The following is a 20,375-nucleotide window of genomic DNA, read 5'->3' as shown; positions in this document are numbered from 1 at the left end:
AGAGAGAAGAAAGAGGTGGGAGAATGGACATCCGAGAAGTATTGAGTGGCGGGGATTTGCGCTCAATTGGTCATGTCGATGCGGTCGTCGCTTACGTCGGGAACGACCCGGACCGATTCAGCGAATTGATGACCGGCCTAACCGATGACCGTCCCGTCGTTCGGATGCGGAGCGCAGACGCGATAGAGAAAGTGACACGCCGTCATCCAAAGCTGCTTCGAGCTCATCAGGCGTCCTTGTTCGAGCAGTTACAGATTGCCACCCAACAAGAAGTGAGGTGGCACTTGGCCCAACTCATGCCACGGATGACGTGGACAGAGGAAGAGGCGTCCGGCATCGTTCACGTGCTCACCGATTGGATTGACACGGAGACGAGCGCCATCGTCATCGTCAACGCTCTGCAGGCGATGTTTGATTTGAGCGCCGTGCATCCACGATTTCATGACGAGCTGAAAGCCTTGCTCGAGTCGCAGATCGAGACGGGAAGTTCGGCCGTGAAGAGCCGCTCCAAAAAACTTTTACAGAAATTGTGACCGATGGACTTCATTTCCGGTCTATAAAGATGTAAGTACATCGAGAGGGGGATTCGATTGGACGATCAAGCGATTATCGATTTGTATTGGCAACGTTCCGAGCGGGCGATTGAGGCGACGGCGCAAAAGTACGGCGGCTATTGTCATACGATTTCTTATAACATTTTAAACAGCCGAGAGGACGCGGACGAGTGCGTCAATGATACGTACATGAAGGCGTGGCAAGCGATTCCGCCGACACGTCCAGCGCGGCTAGCCGCCTATTTGGCAAAGCTAGTCCGTAACGTCTCGCTCCATAAGTATGAGAAAACGAACGCGAAGAAGCGCGGGGCGGGGCAAGTCCCGCTCATTGTCAGTGAGCTCGAGCACTGTCTCGCCTCCTCCGTCGCGACGGATTCAGAAGTCGTCGAGTTGTTGAACGACTTTTTGGCCCAGTTGTCGCAAGAGACCCGGCAGATCTTTATGGGGCGTTACTTTCACTTTCAATCGATTAAAGACATCGCGAAGATGCGACACGTGAGTGAGAGCAAGGTCAAGATGGTGCTGCTGCGGACTCGGAACGACTTGAAGCAAGTGCTCGAAGCGGAAGGGGTGGCGCTATGAACGGAGATCGGCTCACACGTTTGATGGGAGACGTCGATGACCGTTTCGTTGAGGAATCGATGGAAGTCGAGGTAAAGAAACGAAGACATTGGCGTTGGATGGGCGGTCTCATCGCAGCAGCCGCTGTCACACTCTTTGTCGTGACATGGAACGGTTTTAAAGAATTGATTCCGCTGTCGGACAGCTCGAGCAACATGTCGGTCGCATATATCGATGAAGAGGACATCGATGTCGGGATGTCATCAGCAAACCTTGCCGAGATGAGTGAAGACGAGCTGTTCTCGAAATGGGAACCTGCGGTGGTACGGGGCGTCGTGAAACAGATTGACCACATCGAGCTCGACTTCAACGGACAAGCGGAATATCAGTCGATTGTGACGATTGGCGTGACAGACGTCTATCGGGGCGAGATCGAGCCAGGCAGCACGATTCAAGTCCTCACGGTTGCCGGTGTCGGTTCTGAAGTGCTTCAGTCGGATGCGGATGTCATCTCTGAACTTCGTCTCGGCATGGAAGGGATTTTTATGCCGAGACGGCATGATGCTTCCCACGTCTGGTCACAAAACGGGGCCACGCTTCAAGTGATGGACGTGAGTGATTACGGATTTCCAGACGGTGAGCGTTACATGTTCTTGAACACGGACGAAGGACTCGTTTTCAGTCGCGACGCTTATCCGTCGCTACGTGGCGCTGAAACACTCGATGACATAGAAGCGTTCATGATGGAACGGTTCCGTTAACGGGAAGGGGATACGGAAGGGAGGGGGACTACAATGACAGAGCAGAATTGGCGAGCGTCAGGGGTAGGGCTCGGTTTAGTATTCGGGGCAGGGATTGGCATTATCAGTTCGCTCCTACTTGGATTTGAATTGGTGTATGGGATTGCGGCAGGTGCAACATTCGGCTATCTCATCGGACTCGTGGTGTCATTGACAGCTCGGGCGTGAGAAGTGAGAAGCGTAAAAAAATCAACCTCGCCGATGATGGGAGGTTGATTCTGGCATCCATTATTCACAAGCCCAGCCGTCTTTATCACGGTCCATGCTTGGCTGATAAGCCGCATGATTTGAACTGACACCACCTGGGTAAGTGCCGCGGAGGTCCGTACAATTTTGGAACTTTTGACTTGTCGGCGCAGCAGCGGCCGAGTAAGATGAACTTTCATTTGCGGCTGCAGCTTTCAAAGCGCTTGCCTCTTGTTCGGCTTGTGCAATGAGATCGGCAGCTTCTTCTTTCGCTTCATTGAGTTGAGATTGAGCGACGCTAGCCGCTTCATCCTCGGCTTTGGAAACAATCGTGTCGGCTTTAGACTCTGCCTCTTTTACAAGTTGTAAAGCTTGTTTCTCGGCTTCGGCAATTTGAAGCTTGGCTTTTTCGTCAGCTTCTACACGAAGTACTTCGACTTCTTCCATCGAATCGTCTAATTCTTGTTGGGCGGCCTCGACTTTGGTTTGGAGAGCTACGTATTTAGCTTGTTCTGCCGAAAGATCCTGCTCATACACTTGTCGACTCACTTTCGTCGCTTGTGTGTAAGCCGAACCAACTAAAATCAAGATGGCGCAAGTAATCAAGACGCGTGTAGATTCGTTAAATTTTTGATGACGCCACATCAGGAATAATCCTAAAGGGAAAAGTAAAATGAGTGCAATGATAATGACATCAGTTCGTTCGAATATTTTTTTGTTCAATGAATAAATCCTCCTCGTATATAAGTGAAAAACAACTTTACCAATATACCATCATTTAACAATAAAGGGGAATGGAATAATTAATTTCCAGATAAAGAATTTACATGTTTTTTTAAACTCAGAAGGAGGAAATCACATGGACCGCACGATCACCGTGAAAGGAACAGGAAAAGTATCGGCTAAGCCCGATTTGATTGTCGTGAGAATGGATTTGACGTCAAGAGCCGTCCGTTATGAGGAGACGATGAACGGGGCGGCGATGGCCGTCACGCGTCTACAAAAGGCAGTCGAGCAGGCCGGATTCGAGAAAGCAGCGCTCAAGACGACCGACTTCTCGATCGACACGGACTATGAGAGTTATCGTGATAAGCAAGGCAACTATAAATCTCGTTTCCGGGGTTATGTCTGTCAGCAGAAGACGAAACTCGAGTTTCCGCTCGATACGAAACAATTGTCCTCGGTCATCGAACACGTCAGCAACTCGCTAGCCGAACCGAAACTGTCCATCTCGTTCACGATCAAGGATGCGGATACGATTCAAGATGAACTGCTCGCGAGCGCGGCGGCGAACGCGCGTCATCGGGCCGAACTGTTGGCGAAAGGGGCCGGGGCGACGCTCGGTGACTTGCTTCAAATCGATTACACGTGGGGCGAGCTCCATCTTTACTCCCCGACACGTCTCACGCTCCATGACGAGGTGCTCTTCTCAGAGGCCGCGATGCCGGAACTCGAACCGGACGAGATTGACTTGAGTGACTCGGCGACGTTCGTGTGGGCGATTCGATGAGGCGTGTCATCGGATTAGTATTGCTCCTTCTGTCTGTCTCTCTGTCGGCTCAAGCGTTGTCGTGGGCGTATGCGTTCGTCGTGTTGGATGGACGGGTGTATGAAGTGATGGATGTTGCCGTATTGGAGGCTGACTTGGGAGAAGTCGTCGGCGAGGTGAAGACGATGGCCGACGATATGGATGGCAGCTATTATGGGGATGCCTCGAACATGTATCCGATTGGGACGACCTATCGAGAAGTGAACGGGGAAGCGATGCAGGATGTGCTCGCGGTCGAGGACGAGTTGGGATGGAAGCGGGCCGAATATCGGCATGACGCCCCGTTCAGCATGCGTGACCATCTCGATACAGTCGCATATGCGGTACTTGGGATCGGCGCTGTCCTTTTTGTGTCCACACGAGTAAAGAAAAGATACAAAAAATAAATGATTCCGTGATGAGGTATCGTTCATTAAGGGAAGAGTCATATGTAGATACGTAGAGATTTCACTCAATGGAGGGATATTCTATGAAAATCCTCATCATCTTTGACTCGATGTACGGGTGTACCGAAAAAGTCGCATATGCCATCAAGGACGGGTTCAGCGACTTGCACCAAGTTGACATCATGCAAATCAGTCACGTCGGATACGGCGACCTTGCCAATCTCGATTTGTTCGTCGTCGGTTCGCCGACGCATGGCGGGCGCGAGACCGAGGACGTGAAAACCTTTTTAGACGGCCTGTCGGATCATGCGCTCCGAGGCATCCGGGCTGCGGCATTCGATACGAGCATGGCTGAAGAAGACCAAGGCTTTTTCGTCGGAAAAATCGTCAAATGGTTCGGCCACGCCTCGACCCGGATCGAGCAGCTCTTATTGGACAAAGGAGCGGAACCGGTGTTGAAAGAGTCGTTCATCGTCCTTGATAAAGAAGGTCCACTCAAAGACGGAGAGCTCGAGCGGGCGACCGAATGGGCTCGTCACTTGATGGACAAATAATCTGGCGTGTTCCTTATGGGACGCGTCTTTTTTGACGCGGAATTGTCCGAAGCGTTCGCAAAACGGGTAAATATAAGGGTAGCTCTTTTGTATGGAACGGAGGGAGAATGATGAAAAAATGGGAACGTGACGTCCTCATGGGTTGGATTGTCGTCTTGTTGGTGCTCGTTGCGCATTATGTGATCACGGTATCGCTCGGAAACACGTATTTTGCCGAGTCGACGATGAATCGGATGCTTTGGCTCAGTAGCTTCCCGGCCTTTTTGATTGCCTTTCTCGCAGCCCTCTTCCAAAAAACGAACACGCTCATGCTCGCCGTGCGTCGTGGCGTCATCTGGACGGCCGAACTTGTCGTCGGCTTCTCGCTCGTCGCCTGGTTTTTCCGGGCGTTCGAGACGCTGTTCGTGTCTCCGGGCGCGTATTGGGTGTTCGGAGCGGTCCTACTCGCACCGCTCGTCTATTTGTTCGAATTCCGCCGTCAGAACCGGGGCACGAAGGCCGGTGCCCACTAAGCGTAGAAAACGTCTCCTCAAGGGGGCGTTTTTAGTCTGGCCAGGAATGGGAATGGGATACAGAAGATTAGAATGGAGGGAGTCACTATGAGTCAGTATTTTTCATCATCATACGAAGAGTCGCGCGAGAAGTTTCTCGCCCTGCTCGACCGCGTCAAACCCTATTATCCGACGGCCCGCGTGATGTCCCACTCAATCGGCGAGGATACGATTGATGTCATCATCGGTGAACCTGCGGGATCACGCGAAGCGGTGCTTCTCATGACAGTCGGGGAGCACGGCATCGAAGGGTACGCCGGGGCCGCCGTGACACACCAGTTCGTCGAGACGCAACTTGAAAACCTTCGGCACGAGTCGACCGGCATCTGTCTCATCCATGCCGTCAATCCGTGGGGAATGAAACACTTCCGCCGCGTCAATGAACATAACGTCGACTTGAACCGAAACTATGTCATCGACCGGAAGGCCCTCCCGCGTAACGTCAATAAAGAATATGAGGTCATGCGGCACTTGTTCGTCCCGGACGGCGTCATCGATGATTACCATGAGGCGCGCGAACACATCTACTCGTTCCTCGGATCTGGCATCAAGCTCGACGGGTTTGACGCGATGACCGAGGCGAAAGGCATGGGACAGTATCAGTTCCCGAAAGGTGTCTATTACGGCGGCGAGTCAGATGAACCGTCCGCCATCTTTTTAAAGGAGATTCAGCACGATTTGCTCGACCGCTACGACCGCGTCATCCACATGGATTGGCACACGGCGCTCGGTCCGACGAACGAGGTGACGATGGTCATCAGTGAACGGGACGGGCGTGATGCGGACGAACTGAAGCGGACATACGGATTGAAAAATATCCAGACGTATGACCCGACCGACGTCCTCGGAGACTCGACGAACCATTTTTATTACGTACGGGACACGCACTATCCGGGCAAACAACTCGTCTCGGCGTTGTTCGAGTTCGGGACATTCGGGACGTCGACGAAAGCGACGATTCGCGAGTTTTTGACGATTATTCTCGAGAACCGGCTCTACTTTGAAGGAACGAAAGACCCGGAAGCCCGCAACGGCATTCGAAAAGAATTCATGGCCATGTTTTATCCGGAAGATGAGTCGTGGCGGACGTCCGTATTACGCGAAGGAGCGGCGGCGATTGAGCATGTCTTGAAAGCCGAATCGCTCTGGCGCGACAGTTGACAGGTTTCCACTTCGGTCAAACGGGAAAAAGTGGGTTGTGGGCAAACACGCACGCCGCTCAACAATTCAACTGGGGGTTTTGACCAATGGGGAACTATATTACAGCACATGATGGAACGAGTATTTACGTGGAAGACGTCGGGACAGGCGATGCCGTCGTCTTCTTGCACGGCTGGCCGGCCAACAACAACATGTTCGAGTATCAAAAGAATGCGTTGCTCGAAGCAGGCTACCGTTACGTCGGGATCGACTATCGTGGCTACGGCAAGTCGGATGCACCGGCGACAGGTTATGACTATGCGACGATGGCGTCGGACGTGCACATGGTCGTTGACGGGCTTGGCATCAAAGATTTCACGCTCGTCGGCTTCTCGATGGGTGGGGCAATCGCCATCCGTTACGCCGTCGATTTCCCGGATGACGGGTTGAAGAAACTTGTCCTGTCAGGTGCTGCGGCACCGGTGTTCACGCAACGTCCGGACTATCCGTACGGTATGACGCAAGCCGAGGTCGACGCGTTGATTGAAGACACGTTGAAAGACCGACCGAAGATGCTCGAAGGGTTCGGTGAGATTTTCTTCGAGAAAGAACATTCGAAACCGATGCAAAACTGGTTCCATCATCTGTCGCTCGTCGCGTCGAGTCACGGGACGATCGCTTCGGCGAAAGCACTCCGAGATGAAGATTTGCGCGAAGACTTGCCGAAAGTCAATGTCGAGACGCTTATCATCCATGGCGTGCATGACAAGATTTGTCCGTTCGAGTTCGCGCTCGAGATGGAAAAAGGGATCCCGAACTCCCGCATCGAGCGGTTCGAGGAGAGCGGTCACGGTACCGTCCTCGACGAGATGGCCAAGTTCAACAAGACGTTGCTCGAATTTATTTGAGTGTGTGACAAGCCTAGGACGTTCCTAGGCTTTTTTTAATGGCTATCTGTAGCATGTTTGTTACGGTTTTTGAGGCTAGAATGACTTCTAGTCGGGTATAGCTACAGTGAAGCCGTTTCGGGTGATTTCGTTTAGATTGGTCAACAATATATGTGAGACAAGAGGTTTGATTCACGGTCAAGATTGGCTTTGTAGAAGCCGCTCCGGGCCGTGCCTGTTTGTGTGCTGTCACACAATGCGAATAGCTTGTCTGGAAACGCTTCATCAGAAAAATGAAATGAACCTCCTTTTGACAGAACAGATGCAGATTAGATGGTCAATTTGTGCTGACTAGACCCTAATACATGGTACAATGAAGAGGTGGATTTTTAGATTGAGGAGAGATTGTACATGAATATCGCTTTCTTTTTATATCCGAAAGAAGACGTCAAATATCTAGACCCGGAATCGACGGTACGTCAAGCGCTCGAGAAGATGAAGCATCATCGCTTCACCTCGGTGCCGCTCGTATCCGAGAACGGCTTTTACGCCGGGACGATGACAGAAGGGGATTTACTCTGGGCACTCGCCGAACAGCTTCGCGGGGAAGAAGACTACGAAAAAGTGCTCCGGACACGGTTGAAAGACATCAAGCAACGCGTACGGTATAAGCCGGTCGCCATCACGGCGCAAATCGAGGAGCTCGTCGATGCGATCACGGATCAAAACTTCGTGCCGGTCGTCGATGACGGGAAGTATTTCATCGGTATCATCCGGCGCCGCGACATCATCGAGTACTACTCGACGAAGTTGCAACAGCTCGAGAATAAAGTGAACTGAACGAACGGACCAACCTGTGTGAAAGCAGGTTGGTTTTTGTATGTGTGAGTACAAGCAACGGGGAGGCGAGCTATAGATGGAAGCACGAGTCATTGAATCGATTGAGCTATGGTTTCAAGAGGCAGGGTCTGAGGAAGCGGTGAACTTCATCGATTTCATGCTGTTTATGAATGAGTCCGCCTATTCTTTGCTTCATCGAGACACGTTACATGGCATCTTCACCTATCAGGTCCGCTACCAAGACGGGACCTCTCAGTCCGTCTCGTACGATAAAGACGAGTGGGTCGGCTATGAACGTAATGAATGGCAAACCGGTATGAACGGCGGTGAGTGGGTATGGTGGCTCATCGAACGATGGCGTTTTGTCGTGGAGTGGCGCAGTGGTCGGGACTTCCGGTCGGGTGACGTAATCGAAGAAAACTTCTATGGGATGATCCCATACGGTGAAATTCAACACCTCGACACTCTGCTGTATTCAATTATTGAAAATGATGACCTCAATACAAAAGCATTGATCAAAGAAGGTTATTACCATGACCCGCTACTGCATGAATGGATTGTCATTCCCGATTCGACGGACAGCCTACGACCGCTCGTCTTGGCCTTCTGTTACAACGAAGGGATTCTGGAGCCACACCGAACCATCGAGCGGATTGAGGTGACGTTCACCGATTTGACGACAGGAGCGGTCCAATCACTTGCGAGTGCACTCGAAACGTATGAGAAGCCGGCAAATCTCGATTTAGATAATATGAGGTATCGCCATGACATGTTTTATCGCGACGAGTCCATTCAAGGGACGATTCGTTATGAGGTGACGTATCAAGGCGGAAGGGTCCAATACGTCGAGCATGACAAATCAGAAATGTTCATGGATTGGGACATGGCGTTGATCAATTGGTTTTTCGAGCATTGGCGAAAACTGTACGAAGCGTATGCTGAAAAGTCGTTTCCATCAGGCCGACCGTTGCAACGCTTTGAATCGGGCTATGATTATTGGAAAGCCAGACTGTCACCGGAAGCGTGGGACGAGCTCATTCATTCAACAGACCCCTTCGACCAGCGGCGTTTAACGGATCGGGAACCGCGTGACGAGATTCAAAGAGCAAAAGAGCAGTTTGAGATGATGTTCAATCAAACAGCGGGACTCCATCTCGAAGATTTACGTCACGGATTCTATGTTGATCAACTGTTGGAACAACGAATCGACGTCGAAAGTTCGTTCGATGCCGTGATTGCGCTTTACGAAGAAATATCCGAGGCAGAGCAGAAAAGGCGAACGAGGGAGCAACTGCTTTATGGGAAAAAGGATGAAGGCAACGCTAATTGATTGAATAAAGACTATGGAAAAATAGGGACATTCCTTATACTTATACGTATAGAGTCAAGACATAGAAGGAAGGAGTGACAATGGATGGCGATGCCCGATTTACATATGCTGCGTGAATCGCTCAAACCGGATTGTGCGAATTGTTTCGGTCTCTGTTGTGTGGCGTTCCACTACTTGAAATCTGAGGATTTCCCCATTGATAAACCCGCAGGACAGCCGTGTGTCCATTTGGCAGATTCGTATGCCTGCAACATCCATTCCGAACTGCGTGAGCGGGGCTTCAAAGGATGTACGGTGTACGACTGTCTCGGGGCCGGGCAGTTCGTGTCACAAGTGACGTTTCACGGACGAAGCTGGCGGGAGGGGGAGGTCGATGGGACGCGCATGTTCGCGACGGTGCCAATCATGAGCCAAGTCCATGAGCTGTTGCTCTACATCACTGACATCCTGACACGGGAGATCCCTGAGCACGATGCTCGGTTACTCGAGACGTTATTGGAAGAGCTACTGGCTTTCCGTGAGTTGCCGCCTGAACAGTTGACCGGGACGGCGCTGATGGCATTCCGACAACAAGTCCGCCCGTTGTTCGTCCGACTCAGTCAGCACATACGTGCGGAAGGATTGAAACAGGACGGCCTGACGTTGACGTCACGACATGAGCAAGATCGGGCCGATTTGATTGGACGAAACGTGAGTCAGCGTGACGTGAGAGGCACGTGTTATCGAGGCGCCTTGTTGATTGGTGCTAACTTACGTGGGAAAGACCTGTCCTATGTCGATTTCATGGGGGCAGACGTGCGAGATTTGGACGTGCGAGGAGCAACGTTGACTGATAGTCTGTTTTTGACACAGATGCAAGTGAACGCGATGAAAGGGGACCGGCATACAAGACTGGCACCCGTTTACACGCGACCGAGCCACTGGCTGTAACGCAAGAGACGACTTCCATGTAGGAAAGTCGTCTTTTTTGAGTACATGAGTATTACGAAAGCGGTGGGAAATGGGGGAGCACATATTCCCCGAGCTCCTCGATGACCTCGTCGGCCGGACGCTCTCCGTCGAACAAGGCGAAGAACAGATGATTGACGCCGATGGCCCGATACGCCTCGAGCAGTTTGATTAACTGATTGCGACCGACACGGAAGCCGAGCCGGATTGGAGTCGGCAGTTCGTCCGGGTCATGCGCCAAATCGAGATGCATCGGCATCGAGAACGGACGGAACCCTTTTCCATGCGTCCGACCTGATTCGCGCCAATCGTTGAGTACTTGCTGTTGGGCGAACGGGGCCTGCGGATAATACATCCACCCGTCCCCGTGTTGCCCAAGCCAGTACATGTCCTGCTGCGCGAACCCGGTGATCATCGTCGGGATGCGTTTTTTCGGACGGGGAACGAGCGTCGCCTCATGGACCTCGCCGTACGACGAATCGATGGTCGGATAGTTGTGGTAGAGCGCCTGCTCCATGACACGGAGCGACTCTTTGAACTGCTCGCCCCTTGTCGCATGGTCGACCCCGAGTCCTTTGAAGTCGGCTCGACGGTCACCGGACGAGATGCCGAGAATCAAGCGTTCTGGGCACAAGGCTTCAATCGTCGCGACTTCTTTCGCCGAACGGAGCGGGTGCCTGAGTGGCAAGACGAGGGCGGACGTGCCGAGGGCGATGCGTTTCGTCTGACCGAGCAAGTGTGTCCCATAGATGAGCATGTCGTAAATCTGTCCGACGGCCGGGTCTAGGAAGTTCGGGTCTTTCAGCAAGACATCTCGGAGCCAGAGCGCCGTGAAGCCATAGTCGTCTGCTCGTTGGGCGAGCTCAATTTGACGTTCAAGCGTCGGGGTGCGCATCTTGAAATTTTCTAACGGGATGTGGAGGCCGAGCGTGAGCTCGCCCTCCCGATACATCCGATTGTAGCTGACATGATTGTTGAACATGGTGTCCTCCTTATTTGGCTTCCAAACGACGTGAGACGGCAGTCAAGATGACAGCGATGATGACCATGATGCCACCGACCCAAGGCGTATGCACGAGACCGATTGAGTCCGCGACAAACCCACCGATGGTCGCACCGAGTGCGATACCGATATTGAAGGCGGCGATGTTGAGCGCCGACGCGACATCGACCGCAGCCGGTACATACTTCTCTGCCAACTGCACGATATATAGTTGAAGGCCAGGTACGTTCATGAAGGCGAGCAGTCCCATCAAGACGATGGCGATGAGTCCCGCAACTTTGAACGGAATCATGAACGACATGACGATCATGACTGCGGCGTGGACGATGAACATATAGAACAACGCCTTGGCCGGGTCTTCATTGGCGAGTTTTCCGCCTGCCCAGTTGCCGATGGCGACGGCGATCCCGTAGACGAGTAGGACGATACTAATCAAGCTCGGACTGATGTTCGTCACGTCCTGCATGATTGGCGTCAAGTACGTGAAGGCGACGAACGTTCCGCCGTAACCGAGTGCGGTGATCAAGAAGCCGAGCATGATTCGGCCGTTCGTGAGCAATTTCTTCATATCGGAGAACTTCGCGGGCGGCGACTGTTTCAAATCTTTCGGAATCAAGAAGAAGCTGGCGATGATTGATACGATCCCAAGTGCGGCGACGGCGAAGAACGTGGCGCGCCATCCGAACGCTTGACCGATGAACGTGCCGAGCGGGACGCCGGTCACGGTCGCGACCGTCAAGCCGGTGAACATGAGTGCGATGGCACTCGCTTTTTTATGCGGTGGCACGAGCTGTACGGCGATTGTCGCCCCGATGGAGAAGAATACACCGTGTGCGAACGCGGTGATGAACCGGGCGGCAATCAGCAGTTCAAAACTGGTCGACAGGGCAGAAACCAAATTCCCGCCGATAAAGACGACCATGAGTGCCATGAGCAACGTCTTGCGATTCATCCGGTTCGTGAGTGCCGTCAAAATCGGCGCACCGACGGCGACGCCGATGGCATAACCGGAGATGATAAGACCGGCGAGTGTGATGCCGATGTTCAAGTCGCTGGCGATTGATGCGAGCAGGCCGACCGGGACAAACTCGGTCGTCCCGATGCCGAAGGCGCTAATGGCGAGGGCGAGCAGTGCCAGCCCTCCGTTTTTCGGTGCCTGTTTGTCGACAGGTTGGGTGTACGGTTGATTCATGAGTAATTCCTCCTAAAGAATGTTTGTTGAGATGAGGGCCCTTCATCTCGAGGCAGCTCGAGCATCTCCCATCTTCTTTATTGTCCAGTACGGTCGAAAAAGATCCTTACTGTCTCAAGAAGAGGTTACTGGTGAGATGAACTTGTATAACTGAGCTACAGTTGCTATCATAAGTCCATCGAATTTAATTGGGAAGTACGCACTTTCAAGTACGATAGGCACCGAAAAGTACCTATCCCGGTCCATAAGGAGGAACCATCATGCCATACAACATCCCGGTCGAGGCGACGCTTGACGTCATCGGCGGCAAGTGGAAAGTCGTCATTATGTGTCATCTCATCAAAGGGGAACGCCGGACGAGCGAATTGAAAAAGCTCATGCCGAACATCACGCAAAAAATGCTCACGCAACAGTTGCGCGAGCTCGAGGCGGACGGTGTCATCATCCGCACGGTGTATGAACAAGTCCCGCCGAAAGTCGTCTATTCCCTGTCCGACTATGGCTGGTCGCTCCAACCGATTTTGGATGCGATGTGTGCCTGGGGCGAAGGACATATTGAACAGACAGGGGAAGACGTCATCTCCTGACGAAACGGTTGCTCATGCCGAGCAGCCGTTTTTTGTTGCCTCATGTCGGGTACAGTCACAAGAGACAAAGGAGGGGATGACAATGGATATGAAGACATATCGATTTGAAGACGACGGTTCGATTCCGAACAATCCAGATTTTCCGGTGCTTTTATACCGAGGCGTGTTCGACGAGACGGACGGCATGCAAGAGACGTTCGAACATAACGGCTGGGGGAACAGCTGGGTCAACGGGGTGTTCGATTACCATCACTACCACAGCAACACACATGAAGTGCTCGGCGTGAAATCGGGCCGGGCTACGGTTCAACTCGGTGGTGCGACGGGAGACCTCGTCTCGCTTCAAGCGGGGGACGTCTTGATTTTACCGGCCGGGACGGGACATCGCCGTCTCGAGGCGAGTGAAGATTTCGCCATCGTCGGTGCGTATCCGGAAGGACGCGACTACGACACGTTGACAGGGAAACCGGAAGAGCGACCGGACAGTTTGCAACGGATTGAACGAGTCGACAAGCCGGCGACCGATCCCGTCTTCGGGACGACTGGACCGTTACACGAACAATGGACGAAGGAGGAGATGGCATGAACCGCATTCCACATACATTAATTTTGGCGGCATTGAAACAACACGTGGCTGAACTGCCAGACGGGCGTGAGATGAGGGCCCTCGGGCAAGGCACATGGCGCATGGGAGAAGACGAATCGAAACGGGAAGCCGAGATCGAGGCACTCCGGACGGGACTCGACTGCGGGTTGCACGTCATCGATACGGCCGAGATGTACGGGGAAGGAAAAGCGGAGTCGCTCGTCGGTGAAGCAATCCAAGACCGGCGAGAAGACGTGTTCCTCGTCTCGAAAGTGTATCCGCATAACGCCGGGGGCGACAAACTCGTCCAAGCGTGTGACGCGACGCTCGAACGGCTTGGTACGGACTATCTCGACTTATATCTCCTGCATTGGCGCGGGAACATCCCGCTCGAGGAGACGGTCGACGGGCTCGAACAGTTGAAGGCGGACGGTAAGATTCGAGCGTGGGGTGTCTCGAACTTTGATGTCGACGACATGAAAGAACTGCTCGCCTTGCCGAACGGGAAACATTGCGCCGTCAACCAAGTGCTGTATCACCTCGGCAGCCGTGGTGTCGAGTACGACTTGTTGCCGTTCTTACAGGAGCAGGGCATCCCGATGATGGCTTACGCCCCGCTCGCCGAAGGAAGCGACGTGAAAGAGAAAGTCTTCAACGACGAGACGGTGAACCGAATCGCCGAGGCGTATAGCGCGACACCGGCCCAAATTTTGCTCGCGTGGACGGTGCGGAGCGGAAACGTCATCGCCATCCCGAAAGCGGGTCAAAAAGCGCACGTTGAAGAGAACGGAGCGGCGATGCTCCTCAACTTGACCGAGGACGACTTTAACGCGCTAGACGAGGCGTTCCCGCCACCGAGTGGGAAAGAACCGTTAGATGTAATTTGAAGCTTGTCCATAAAAGCGGGGTCCAGTCACTGATTATTCGTGACTGGACCCTTTCCTTTGAATCGATTAACTTAATTGGTTGTTCGATAAAAACAACACAATTCTTCTTCAGTGCTATAAAACTTCCAAAGGCATGTATTGTAATGACGTGATGCGAGTGCCGGGATTAGATTTGAAAAGCTGAACACGGAGCATAGCTCAACTTCATGCGCCAACGCGATTTGCATGATTTCTTTAGATGCCTCATTTTCTCTTTTTTCTTTGAGTACAATGCAACCTGTCTTAGAAGAACCTCTCATCATCTCTACTGCCAAAGGTAAAGCGTTCAAATCAAATTCGGCTACTCCGATGTAACCTAACTCTTCATGCACTACGATGGGCTCTTCTATTCTTGATGTAAAGCCATGTACATCATAATCTTTTTCGAGTTCTTTCCAATACTTAAAGTGATGAACGATTTTCTCGCTTCTTTTTGATTCATTTCCGATAATACCTAGCCACCAAAACGTATAGTTCGCTTCACTCTTATCTGTCATAAAATGACGCAACAATAATTCATCACATACTGTTTTGAATAAAAGCCCGTCTTCATATGTGATTAATCGATCTCCTACAATACTAAACGATTCAAGCGGTGGCCGATTCTTTCTCCACTGTGGAGCTAGATTATCGGATAACCACCAGAATGATTCATAGGCGTTTTTCGTCTTTTCGATATAATATCTCATGATTCACTCTACTTAGTTTGTACATCAATTTCAGAGAAGATGAACGTCGTCTTTGTGTGCGCGTATGGGATTGCAGCATCGATGAACTGTTCGGCTTCGGCGAATGTTGTGAAGTACATCTTCATGAGAAAACAAGCGTCTCCAGAAATGCGATAGCAAAAGGCGATGTTGTAATAAGCCTGAAGAAAGCGTGTGAACGCCTCATAGTTCCCGTTCTTTACGGTCGCCTCAATCAGACATTGAATCGGTTGACCGAGCAAGTCATGATCGACCTCGATCGTGTAACCTTTGATGACGCCGAACGATTCGAGCCGTCGAACACGTTCGCCGACGGACGGGGCTGATAAGTTGATGCGACGTCCGAGTTCGCTCATCGAGAGGCGGCTGTCTGTAGCCAGTTCGGCGAGAATGAGTCTGTCTGTGTCATCGATTTTAAGCATGGAACGAAATCCTCCTCATCTCGTACGATATGGCATGTATTGTACCGTGATTCCATTCAGAATGAAATGGGAAATCGTAAAGACACCTTCTATACTGAAATCAGGAGGTATAACAATGACACGAATTCAACCATCGACAAAAGGAAAGACCCCATTTGAACGCTTGCTCGGCCACGATGAGGACGTGATGCGACAATGGTCCACGCTCGGAGACATATTAGCGGGCGACGGGAAGCTGTCCTCCGAGTTGAAAGAACAGGTACGGCGAACGCTTGCCCAACAGAACGGGTGTGACTACTGCCGGGCAAAAGGAAAACCTGAACCGGATACGTTCGACGAACGGACGTCACTCGCTGTCGGATTCGCCGATGTGTTCTTACAACTGAAAGGCGACACGCCAGCCTCGTCAATTCGTGTGCTCCAAGACGTTTTCACAGATGCCGAAATCAGTGAGCTTTGCGCCTTCATCGCCTTTATGACGGCTTCACAGTACGTCGGCGCCATGCTCGGGCTGGAACGAGAAAACCCACTCACGCTGACGTGAGTGGGTTCGTTTTAGTTCGCGAGCGGATGCTTCAATAGATAGTCTTCAATCTGTCCGACCGTCTGTTTCAACACGCCGTCCTCGAACGGTGACTTGAGACCGGCCAATTCGACGAGCTCGAGGAACGAGCGGCTACCGCCGGCTTGGCAGAGCGTGAGGTAATCGCTCCACGCCGCCTCACGGTCCTCATGCATGCGCACCCAGAACTGGAAGGCACACACTTGCGCGAGCGTGTAGTCGATATAGTAGAACGGGCTCTGGAAGATGTGTCCTTGTTGGTGCCACCAAGCGCCTGACTCGAGATAGTCGTTCGTCTCATAGTCGCGGTGCGGGAGATATACCTTCTCAAGGTCGCGCCATGCCTGGCGACGTTCAGCGGCCGTCATTCCTGGGTTGCGGTAGATGACGTGTTGGAACTCATCGACGAGGACACCGTACGGCAAGAACGTGATGCTTCCGGCCAAGTGATTGAACTTGTACTTGTCGACTTGATCGCCGAAGAACAGCTCCATCCATGGCCAGCAGAAGAACTCCATCGACATCGAGTGAATTTCACACGCCTCGTATGTCGGGAACGCATATTCCGGCGTCGTCAAATGACGGCTCTCGTACACTTGGAAGGCGTGACCGACCTCATGCGTGAGCACGTCGATATCGCCGGCCGTCCCGTTGAAGTTTGAGAAGATGAACGGGAGACCTTCAGACGGGAGGTACGTGCAATAGCCGCCTCCGGCCTTGCCCGGTTTCGCCGTAAGATCGAGGGCGCCGCGCTGTTGCATGAATTGGAAGAACTCGTCCGTCTCTTTCGAGAGTTCACGGTACATCGTGTTCCCGCCTTCGATGATGAACGCCTCGTCACCCTGTGGCGTCGCGTTGCCATCTGGGAAGACGAACGACTCGTCGTAGTACGTGAGCGCATCGACATCGATCCGCTTCGCTTGCTTCTCTTTTAACGTCGTCGCGAGCGGGACGATGACGTCGCGCACTTGTTTGCGGAAGTTGTCGACTTTCGACTCGTCATAGCCGACACGTTGCATCCGGGCGTAACCGAGCTCAACGAAAGACGGGAAGCCTAGCGCGTGAGCGATGTCGGTCCGGACGCGTACGAGTTCGCCGTAGATGCGGTCGAGTTCGTCCCCGTTGTCGGCGAGATATGTATAACGGGCCTCGGACGCCGCTTTTCGCACCGAACGGTCAGGGGATTGCAGATACGGGCCGAACTGAGACAAGTTGAGCGTCTTGCCGTCGAATTCGATTTGGGCCGCTGACATGACTTTCTGATAAGCGGTCGCCAATCGGTTCTCTTCTTGAAGTTTCGGGATGAGCGACTCTTCGAACGTCTTGAGGGCGCGCTCGGCAAGTTCGAACAACTGGCTGCCCCATTCCTGTTCGAGTTGGTTGCGTAGGTCGTGCTCGGTCAAAACGCGATAATACGCCTGCACTTCTTTTTCGTACACCGGCAAGGCATCGTCAAAGAACGTCTGCTCGGCCTCGTAGAACGCATCGCGCGTGTCGATCGAGTGGCGGATCGAGACGAGCTGACTTTGCGTCTCGAATTCGTTCCGTTCCTGGTTGATTTGGCGAATCAATTCGTTCGCTTCCTCGAGTGTGCTCGCTTGTTGCAATTCGACTGAATAGTCCGACAATCGGCTGTTTAGAGCGTCCAAGTCGGGCCGTTCATATGACAATTTTGTGAAAGTCGTCATTGTAAGCGCCTCCATCATGTGAAATTTTTATAAAGTGTAAAAAGGGCTTGCAAAAGCGATTGCACACTCGTATTCTTACGATGTGTAAACGAATTCGCACTACCTTATTACAACTATACCGTTTATAGGGTAGGGATTGAAGAGGAAGCTTTTCGGGTATAAAAGCTAAGACTTTGATTAACAGAACATGTTGGAGGGATTAAGCTATGGGATTCTTTAAAAAACTATTCGGTGGTAAAGAAGAACAACTTAACGCGGTTTCACCGCTTACAGGGAAGGTCATTGACATCACGAACGTTCCTGACCAAGTGTTCTCGCAAAAAATGATGGGTGACGGCATCGCCGTCGAACCGACAGACGGCAAAGTCGTCTCGCCGGTCAACGGTACAATCGCGACTGTCTTCCCGACAAAACACGCGATTGGGATCAACGCTGACAACGGTGCCGAGTACTTGATTCACATCGGTCTCGACACGGTCAACCTTAAAGGTGAAGGCTTCGAAACGCACGTGACAGAAGGTCAAGCGGTTAAAGCTGGCGACACGCTCGTCACATTCGACCTCGACTTCATCAAAGCGAACGCGCCGTCGACGATCACACCGGTGATCATCACGAACCATGACAGCTTCGGCGTGAACAAACTCGTTGCTGAAGGCGACACGGTCACAGCCGGTTCTACAGAAGTCGTCGAATTGACGAAAAAATAAGTTGAACATTTTACTCGGAGGCATACGCTTCCGAGTATTTTTTTATGGATTCGGGAACTATACTAAAAAGAGAGGGGGAGAGACACATGGATGGAAAGAACGCACCGTATCGGGGTTATGGGGATCGGATTCGAATTTTACGTGAACGGGCCGGCATCTCGGTCGAGGCACTCGCCGACCGCATCGGCGTCGCCCCGTATTTTATTCGCCGGACCGAACTGAGTGAAGTCTACCCGACGATGCCTTACATAGAGGCGCTCGCCGAGGCGCTCAAAATCGACGCGAATTATTTGGCTCGCCATATTTGGACGGGCGAGTCGCTCAAAGTGCTCATGAAAGGGACGGTCCCGGAGCTCGAACAGATGAAGCTCGCCTACGATGAGGCGATGCACGGCAAGTCGACCGAGGACATGCAGCGGCAGCTCGAGGCGCGTATGCGCATCTTTGACCTGATGCATGAGGAAGAACTCCGTCGCATCTTCGCCGAAGACGAGGAACCGACGTCACATCATGCGCTCGAGGCGCTCGTCGATGCTGTGCTCGACCTAGGACGCTCGCACGAACCGACGCATCGGATTGTGCCGTTCGCTCGCTATATCGAGCAACTTGTACCAGACCAGTTCGTTGACAACTCGTTCCAATACACGGAGTTCGGGGTCGTCGATAAATCGTATAAATTGCAGTGACAGCCGTGGGAGACCACGGTTTTTCATTATGGATGAAAGGAGAAATGTGATGATTGCTGTTCAAGCACTGAAAGAACGATTGGTGAACAACCGGTTGGAGGTCCAGTTAGAAGAAGGATACGTGAACCAGTTGGCATTCTCTTTCAACGGTCCAGCTACTGCGACGGAGCTAGAGCGGTTGCCAAAAGAAACACCGGCAGCGGTCCGTTCATGGTTAATCGAACAGAACGGAGCCAAACTGTTCGAAGACCCGGAATACGGCGGAGCAATCGAATTGTTCTCGATCGATGAAATCCTTGAGCACCAAAAGCTTTGGGAATGTCCGGCACCTTTTTTGCCGGTGGGGGCGGGGCGTGACGGAGAATGGATGGTTTGTGAATACATAAGCGAGAAGGAAAATCGGATGTGGATTGGGGAGTTTTTGAGCTTTGATGAAGAGGACGCTAGGTTGAACCGCTTGCCCTTCAATTTTTCGGATTGGTTGGATTATGTGATTGTGGCACAAGGTGCTTCGTTCTGGAACTGGTTTCGAGTATAAAAAAGAACGGCCGCCCGAATGGGTGGCCGTTCTGTCGCTTAACGCGCCATGCGCGCGTCGTAGCGTACTTTCGGTCGTGTCCCGGCAAGTAGGAAGCCGAGCACGATATTGAGAATCGTGAGCACCCAGCCGACGTAACCGAACGTATAGGCGAGGCTCGCGAGCATCGTCTGCCAGTCGAGTAAGGACGCGGCGTCACCACGAACGGTGAAGCGGATTGCGGTGAATCCGATAAGCGTCGTTGCTGTGATCAAGATGCCGATCCACGCGCCGCCGAACCGCGACGTCTCCGGACGCCGGCTGACCGGATACCAAAAAGCGAGCGTCCCGAGGAACGTGCTTCCTGCGTATGCGAGCAAGATTTGCCACAGCGCATCGGCGTCCAAGAAGACGGTATAACAGATGAACGTCGTGAGCGTCGTCATGAAAGTAAAGATTAAAGCTGCGAGTAATCGTGATCGCATAGTTCGTTTCCTCCTCATTTT

Annotated in this window: 27 protein-coding genes; 20 read left to right on the top strand and 7 right to left on the bottom strand. The window is 52.4% G+C overall.

Annotated features, from left to right (window positions below; genetic code table 11):
• Window positions 1–23: 23 nt before the first annotated feature.
• The 4 genes from KNP84_RS02575 to KNP84_RS02560 are packed head-to-tail and all read left to right on the top strand — an operon-like array spanning window position 24 to window position 2,083.
• Window positions 24–533 (top strand): hypothetical protein, encoded by a 510-nt coding sequence (locus tag KNP84_RS02575; protein WP_215114158.1) that lies wholly within the window; start codon window positions 24–26, stop codon window positions 531–533.
• A gap of 57 nt (window positions 534–590) precedes the next feature.
• A complete protein-coding gene (locus tag KNP84_RS02570) occupies window positions 591–1,136 on the top strand; it encodes an RNA polymerase sigma factor (protein ID WP_215114157.1) in 546 nt (181 codons plus the stop codon).
• Window positions 1,133–1,876 carry a hypothetical protein gene (locus KNP84_RS02565; RefSeq protein WP_215114156.1) on the top strand — a complete coding sequence of 248 codons (744 nt, stop codon included), beginning with the start codon at window positions 1,133–1,135 and terminating at the stop codon, window positions 1,874–1,876. Before KNP84_RS02570 ends, KNP84_RS02565 begins: the two co-directional genes overlap by 4 nt.
• A gap of 33 nt (window positions 1,877–1,909) precedes the next feature.
• Window positions 1,910–2,083 (top strand): hypothetical protein, encoded by a 174-nt coding sequence (locus tag KNP84_RS02560; protein ID WP_215114155.1) that lies wholly within the window; start codon window positions 1,910–1,912, stop codon window positions 2,081–2,083.
• 60 nt (window positions 2,084–2,143) lie between these two features.
• On the opposite strand, the gene KNP84_RS02555 is transcribed toward KNP84_RS02560, so the two are convergent.
• Entirely contained in the window at window positions 2,144–2,824 is a 681-nt protein-coding gene (locus KNP84_RS02555; protein ID WP_215114154.1) for an excalibur calcium-binding domain-containing protein, read from the bottom strand.
• A gap of 136 nt (window positions 2,825–2,960) precedes the next feature.
• Between KNP84_RS02555 and KNP84_RS02550 the strand changes: the two genes are divergently transcribed.
• The 9 genes from KNP84_RS02550 (at window position 2,961) to KNP84_RS02510 (ending at window position 10,268) form a co-directional block, all read left to right on the top strand.
• Window positions 2,961–3,611, top strand: coding sequence for an SIMPL domain-containing protein (locus KNP84_RS02550; protein WP_215114153.1), 651 nt, complete (start codon window positions 2,961–2,963; stop codon window positions 3,609–3,611).
• Window positions 3,608–4,036, top strand: coding sequence for a hypothetical protein (locus KNP84_RS02545; protein WP_214756290.1), 429 nt, complete (start codon window positions 3,608–3,610; stop codon window positions 4,034–4,036). The genes KNP84_RS02550 and KNP84_RS02545 overlap by 4 nt, the downstream gene beginning before the upstream one ends.
• 83 nt (window positions 4,037–4,119) lie before the next feature.
• Window positions 4,120–4,590, top strand: coding sequence for a flavodoxin family protein (locus tag KNP84_RS02540; RefSeq protein ID WP_021066512.1), 471 nt, complete (start codon window positions 4,120–4,122; stop codon window positions 4,588–4,590).
• A 110-nt stretch (window positions 4,591–4,700) separates the two neighbouring features.
• A complete protein-coding gene (locus KNP84_RS02535; protein WP_029594974.1) occupies window positions 4,701–5,102 on the top strand; it encodes a hypothetical protein in 402 nt (133 codons plus the stop codon).
• An 87-nt stretch (window positions 5,103–5,189) separates the two neighbouring features.
• A complete protein-coding gene (locus KNP84_RS02530) occupies window positions 5,190–6,302 on the top strand; it encodes a M14 family metallopeptidase (RefSeq protein WP_215114152.1) in 1,113 nt (370 codons plus the stop codon).
• Between the two features lie 86 nt (window positions 6,303–6,388).
• Window positions 6,389–7,189 carry an alpha/beta fold hydrolase gene (locus tag KNP84_RS02525; RefSeq protein ID WP_029594976.1) on the top strand — a complete coding sequence of 267 codons (801 nt, stop codon included), beginning with the start codon at window positions 6,389–6,391 and terminating at the stop codon, window positions 7,187–7,189.
• A gap of 390 nt (window positions 7,190–7,579) precedes the next feature.
• Window positions 7,580–8,008, top strand: a complete 429-nt coding sequence (locus tag KNP84_RS02520) for a CBS domain-containing protein (protein ID WP_021066516.1) — start codon at window positions 7,580–7,582, stop codon at window positions 8,006–8,008.
• Between the two features lie 76 nt (window positions 8,009–8,084).
• Entirely contained in the window at window positions 8,085–9,338 is a 1,254-nt protein-coding gene (locus tag KNP84_RS02515; RefSeq protein ID WP_215114151.1) for a hypothetical protein, read from the top strand.
• 84 nt (window positions 9,339–9,422) lie between these two features.
• Complete coding sequence (locus KNP84_RS02510; protein WP_215114150.1) at window positions 9,423–10,268, top strand: pentapeptide repeat-containing protein; 846 nt, start codon at window positions 9,423–9,425, stop codon at window positions 10,266–10,268.
• 52 nt (window positions 10,269–10,320) lie between these two features.
• Here KNP84_RS02510 and KNP84_RS02505 read toward each other — a convergent pair whose 3' ends face one another.
• Complete coding sequence (locus KNP84_RS02505; protein ID WP_215114149.1) at window positions 10,321–11,268, bottom strand: LLM class oxidoreductase; 948 nt, start codon at window positions 11,266–11,268, stop codon at window positions 10,321–10,323.
• Between the two features lie 10 nt (window positions 11,269–11,278).
• Window positions 11,279–12,481 carry an MFS transporter gene (locus KNP84_RS02500; RefSeq protein ID WP_215114148.1) on the bottom strand — a complete coding sequence of 401 codons (1,203 nt, stop codon included), beginning with the start codon at window positions 12,479–12,481 and terminating at the stop codon, window positions 11,279–11,281.
• A 257-nt stretch (window positions 12,482–12,738) separates the two neighbouring features.
• On the opposite strand from KNP84_RS02500, the gene KNP84_RS02495 reads away from it, so the two are divergent.
• The 3 genes from KNP84_RS02495 to KNP84_RS02485 all read left to right on the top strand — a co-directional run bounded on the left by KNP84_RS02495 (window position 12,739) and on the right by KNP84_RS02485 (window position 14,541).
• Entirely contained in the window at window positions 12,739–13,068 is a 330-nt protein-coding gene (locus KNP84_RS02495) for a winged helix-turn-helix transcriptional regulator (protein WP_200881502.1), read from the top strand.
• A gap of 82 nt (window positions 13,069–13,150) precedes the next feature.
• Window positions 13,151–13,654, top strand: coding sequence for a cupin domain-containing protein (locus tag KNP84_RS02490; RefSeq protein ID WP_215114147.1), 504 nt, complete (start codon window positions 13,151–13,153; stop codon window positions 13,652–13,654).
• Window positions 13,651–14,541: an aldo/keto reductase gene (locus KNP84_RS02485; protein WP_285800453.1), complete on the top strand. Its 891-nt coding sequence runs from the start codon at window positions 13,651–13,653 to the stop codon at window positions 14,539–14,541. The genes KNP84_RS02490 and KNP84_RS02485 overlap by 4 nt, the downstream gene beginning before the upstream one ends.
• Window positions 14,542–14,612: 71 nt before the next feature.
• Here the strand turns inward: KNP84_RS02485 and KNP84_RS02480 are convergent, their stop codons facing one another.
• Both KNP84_RS02480 and KNP84_RS02475 read right to left on the bottom strand, forming a co-directional pair.
• Window positions 14,613–15,269, bottom strand: a complete 657-nt coding sequence (locus tag KNP84_RS02480; protein ID WP_215114146.1) for a hypothetical protein — start codon at window positions 15,267–15,269, stop codon at window positions 14,613–14,615.
• Window positions 15,270–15,277: 8 nt separating this feature from the next.
• A complete protein-coding gene (locus KNP84_RS02475) occupies window positions 15,278–15,709 on the bottom strand; it encodes an Lrp/AsnC family transcriptional regulator (RefSeq protein WP_215114145.1) in 432 nt (143 codons plus the stop codon).
• Between the two features lie 115 nt (window positions 15,710–15,824).
• Between KNP84_RS02475 and KNP84_RS02470 the strand changes: the two genes are divergently transcribed.
• Window positions 15,825–16,253, top strand: a complete 429-nt coding sequence (locus tag KNP84_RS02470) for a carboxymuconolactone decarboxylase family protein (protein WP_214835344.1) — start codon at window positions 15,825–15,827, stop codon at window positions 16,251–16,253.
• An 11-nt stretch (window positions 16,254–16,264) separates the two neighbouring features.
• On the opposite strand, the gene KNP84_RS02465 is transcribed toward KNP84_RS02470, so the two are convergent.
• The gene (locus KNP84_RS02465) at window positions 16,265–17,959 is read right to left on the bottom strand and encodes a M3 family oligoendopeptidase (protein WP_215114144.1); all 1,695 of its coding nucleotides are present in this window, start codon (window positions 17,957–17,959) and stop codon (window positions 16,265–16,267) included.
• Between the two features lie 206 nt (window positions 17,960–18,165).
• Here KNP84_RS02465 and KNP84_RS02460 point away from each other — a divergent pair, with 206 nt between their 5' ends.
• The 3 genes from KNP84_RS02460 (at window position 18,166) to KNP84_RS02450 (ending at window position 19,890) form a co-directional block, all read left to right on the top strand.
• On the top strand, window positions 18,166–18,666 hold the full coding sequence (locus KNP84_RS02460) for a PTS sugar transporter subunit IIA (RefSeq protein WP_021066526.1): 501 nt from the start codon (window positions 18,166–18,168) through the stop codon (window positions 18,664–18,666).
• An 86-nt stretch (window positions 18,667–18,752) separates the two neighbouring features.
• Window positions 18,753–19,352 carry a helix-turn-helix domain-containing protein gene (locus KNP84_RS02455; protein WP_021066527.1) on the top strand — a complete coding sequence of 200 codons (600 nt, stop codon included), beginning with the start codon at window positions 18,753–18,755 and terminating at the stop codon, window positions 19,350–19,352.
• A gap of 49 nt (window positions 19,353–19,401) precedes the next feature.
• Window positions 19,402–19,890 (top strand): SMI1/KNR4 family protein, encoded by a 489-nt coding sequence (locus tag KNP84_RS02450; RefSeq protein ID WP_214835340.1) that lies wholly within the window; start codon window positions 19,402–19,404, stop codon window positions 19,888–19,890.
• 38 nt (window positions 19,891–19,928) lie between these two features.
• On the opposite strand, the gene KNP84_RS02445 is transcribed toward KNP84_RS02450, so the two are convergent.
• Complete coding sequence (locus KNP84_RS02445; RefSeq protein WP_021066529.1) at window positions 19,929–20,354, bottom strand: hypothetical protein; 426 nt, start codon at window positions 20,352–20,354, stop codon at window positions 19,929–19,931.
• Window positions 20,355–20,375: the final 21 nt, after the last annotated feature.

The organism is Exiguobacterium sp. s70 (genome assembly GCF_018618315.1).
Classification (GTDB): domain Bacteria; phylum Bacillota; class Bacilli; order Exiguobacteriales; family Exiguobacteriaceae; genus Exiguobacterium; species Exiguobacterium chiriqhucha.
Note: the sequence above shows the minus strand (reverse complement) of the source record. Positions and strands in the feature narration are given on the sequence as shown.

Excerpts from the sequence above, each read along its gene's own strand:
- KNP84_RS02575 (WP_215114158.1), top strand. The coding sequence starts at position 24 with ATGGACATCCGAGAAGTATTGAGTGGCGGGGATTTGCGCTCAATTGGT.
- KNP84_RS02565 (WP_215114156.1), top strand. The coding sequence starts at position 1,133 with ATGAACGGAGATCGGCTCACACGTTTGATGGGAGACGTCGATGACCGT.
- KNP84_RS02560 (WP_215114155.1), top strand. The coding sequence starts at position 1,910 with ATGACAGAGCAGAATTGGCGAGCGTCAGGGGTAGGGCTCGGTTTAGTA.
- KNP84_RS02550 (WP_215114153.1), top strand. The coding sequence starts at position 2,961 with ATGGACCGCACGATCACCGTGAAAGGAACAGGAAAAGTATCGGCTAAG.
- KNP84_RS02545 (WP_214756290.1), top strand. The coding sequence starts at position 3,608 with ATGAGGCGTGTCATCGGATTAGTATTGCTCCTTCTGTCTGTCTCTCTG.
- KNP84_RS02540 (WP_021066512.1), top strand. The coding sequence starts at position 4,120 with ATGAAAATCCTCATCATCTTTGACTCGATGTACGGGTGTACCGAAAAA.
- KNP84_RS02535 (WP_029594974.1), top strand. The coding sequence starts at position 4,701 with ATGAAAAAATGGGAACGTGACGTCCTCATGGGTTGGATTGTCGTCTTG.
- KNP84_RS02530 (WP_215114152.1), top strand. The coding sequence starts at position 5,190 with ATGAGTCAGTATTTTTCATCATCATACGAAGAGTCGCGCGAGAAGTTT.
- KNP84_RS02525 (WP_029594976.1), top strand. The coding sequence starts at position 6,389 with ATGGGGAACTATATTACAGCACATGATGGAACGAGTATTTACGTGGAA.
- KNP84_RS02520 (WP_021066516.1), top strand. The coding sequence starts at position 7,580 with ATGAATATCGCTTTCTTTTTATATCCGAAAGAAGACGTCAAATATCTA.
- KNP84_RS02515 (WP_215114151.1), top strand. The coding sequence starts at position 8,085 with ATGGAAGCACGAGTCATTGAATCGATTGAGCTATGGTTTCAAGAGGCA.
- KNP84_RS02510 (WP_215114150.1), top strand. The coding sequence starts at position 9,423 with ATGGCGATGCCCGATTTACATATGCTGCGTGAATCGCTCAAACCGGAT.
- KNP84_RS02505 (WP_215114149.1), bottom strand. The coding sequence starts at position 11,268 with ATGTTCAACAATCATGTCAGCTACAATCGGATGTATCGGGAGGGCGAG.
- KNP84_RS02500 (WP_215114148.1), bottom strand. The coding sequence starts at position 12,481 with ATGAATCAACCGTACACCCAACCTGTCGACAAACAGGCACCGAAAAAC.
- KNP84_RS02490 (WP_215114147.1), top strand. The coding sequence starts at position 13,151 with ATGGATATGAAGACATATCGATTTGAAGACGACGGTTCGATTCCGAAC.
- KNP84_RS02485 (WP_285800453.1), top strand. The coding sequence starts at position 13,651 with ATGAACCGCATTCCACATACATTAATTTTGGCGGCATTGAAACAACAC.
- KNP84_RS02480 (WP_215114146.1), bottom strand. The coding sequence starts at position 15,269 with ATGAGATATTATATCGAAAAGACGAAAAACGCCTATGAATCATTCTGG.
- KNP84_RS02475 (WP_215114145.1), bottom strand. The coding sequence starts at position 15,709 with ATGCTTAAAATCGATGACACAGACAGACTCATTCTCGCCGAACTGGCT.
- KNP84_RS02470 (WP_214835344.1), top strand. The coding sequence starts at position 15,825 with ATGACACGAATTCAACCATCGACAAAAGGAAAGACCCCATTTGAACGC.
- KNP84_RS02465 (WP_215114144.1), bottom strand. The coding sequence starts at position 17,959 with ATGACGACTTTCACAAAATTGTCATATGAACGGCCCGACTTGGACGCT.
- KNP84_RS02460 (WP_021066526.1), top strand. The coding sequence starts at position 18,166 with ATGGGATTCTTTAAAAAACTATTCGGTGGTAAAGAAGAACAACTTAAC.
- KNP84_RS02455 (WP_021066527.1), top strand. The coding sequence starts at position 18,753 with ATGGATGGAAAGAACGCACCGTATCGGGGTTATGGGGATCGGATTCGA.
- KNP84_RS02450 (WP_214835340.1), top strand. The coding sequence starts at position 19,402 with ATGATTGCTGTTCAAGCACTGAAAGAACGATTGGTGAACAACCGGTTG.
- KNP84_RS02445 (WP_021066529.1), bottom strand. The coding sequence starts at position 20,354 with ATGCGATCACGATTACTCGCAGCTTTAATCTTTACTTTCATGACGACG.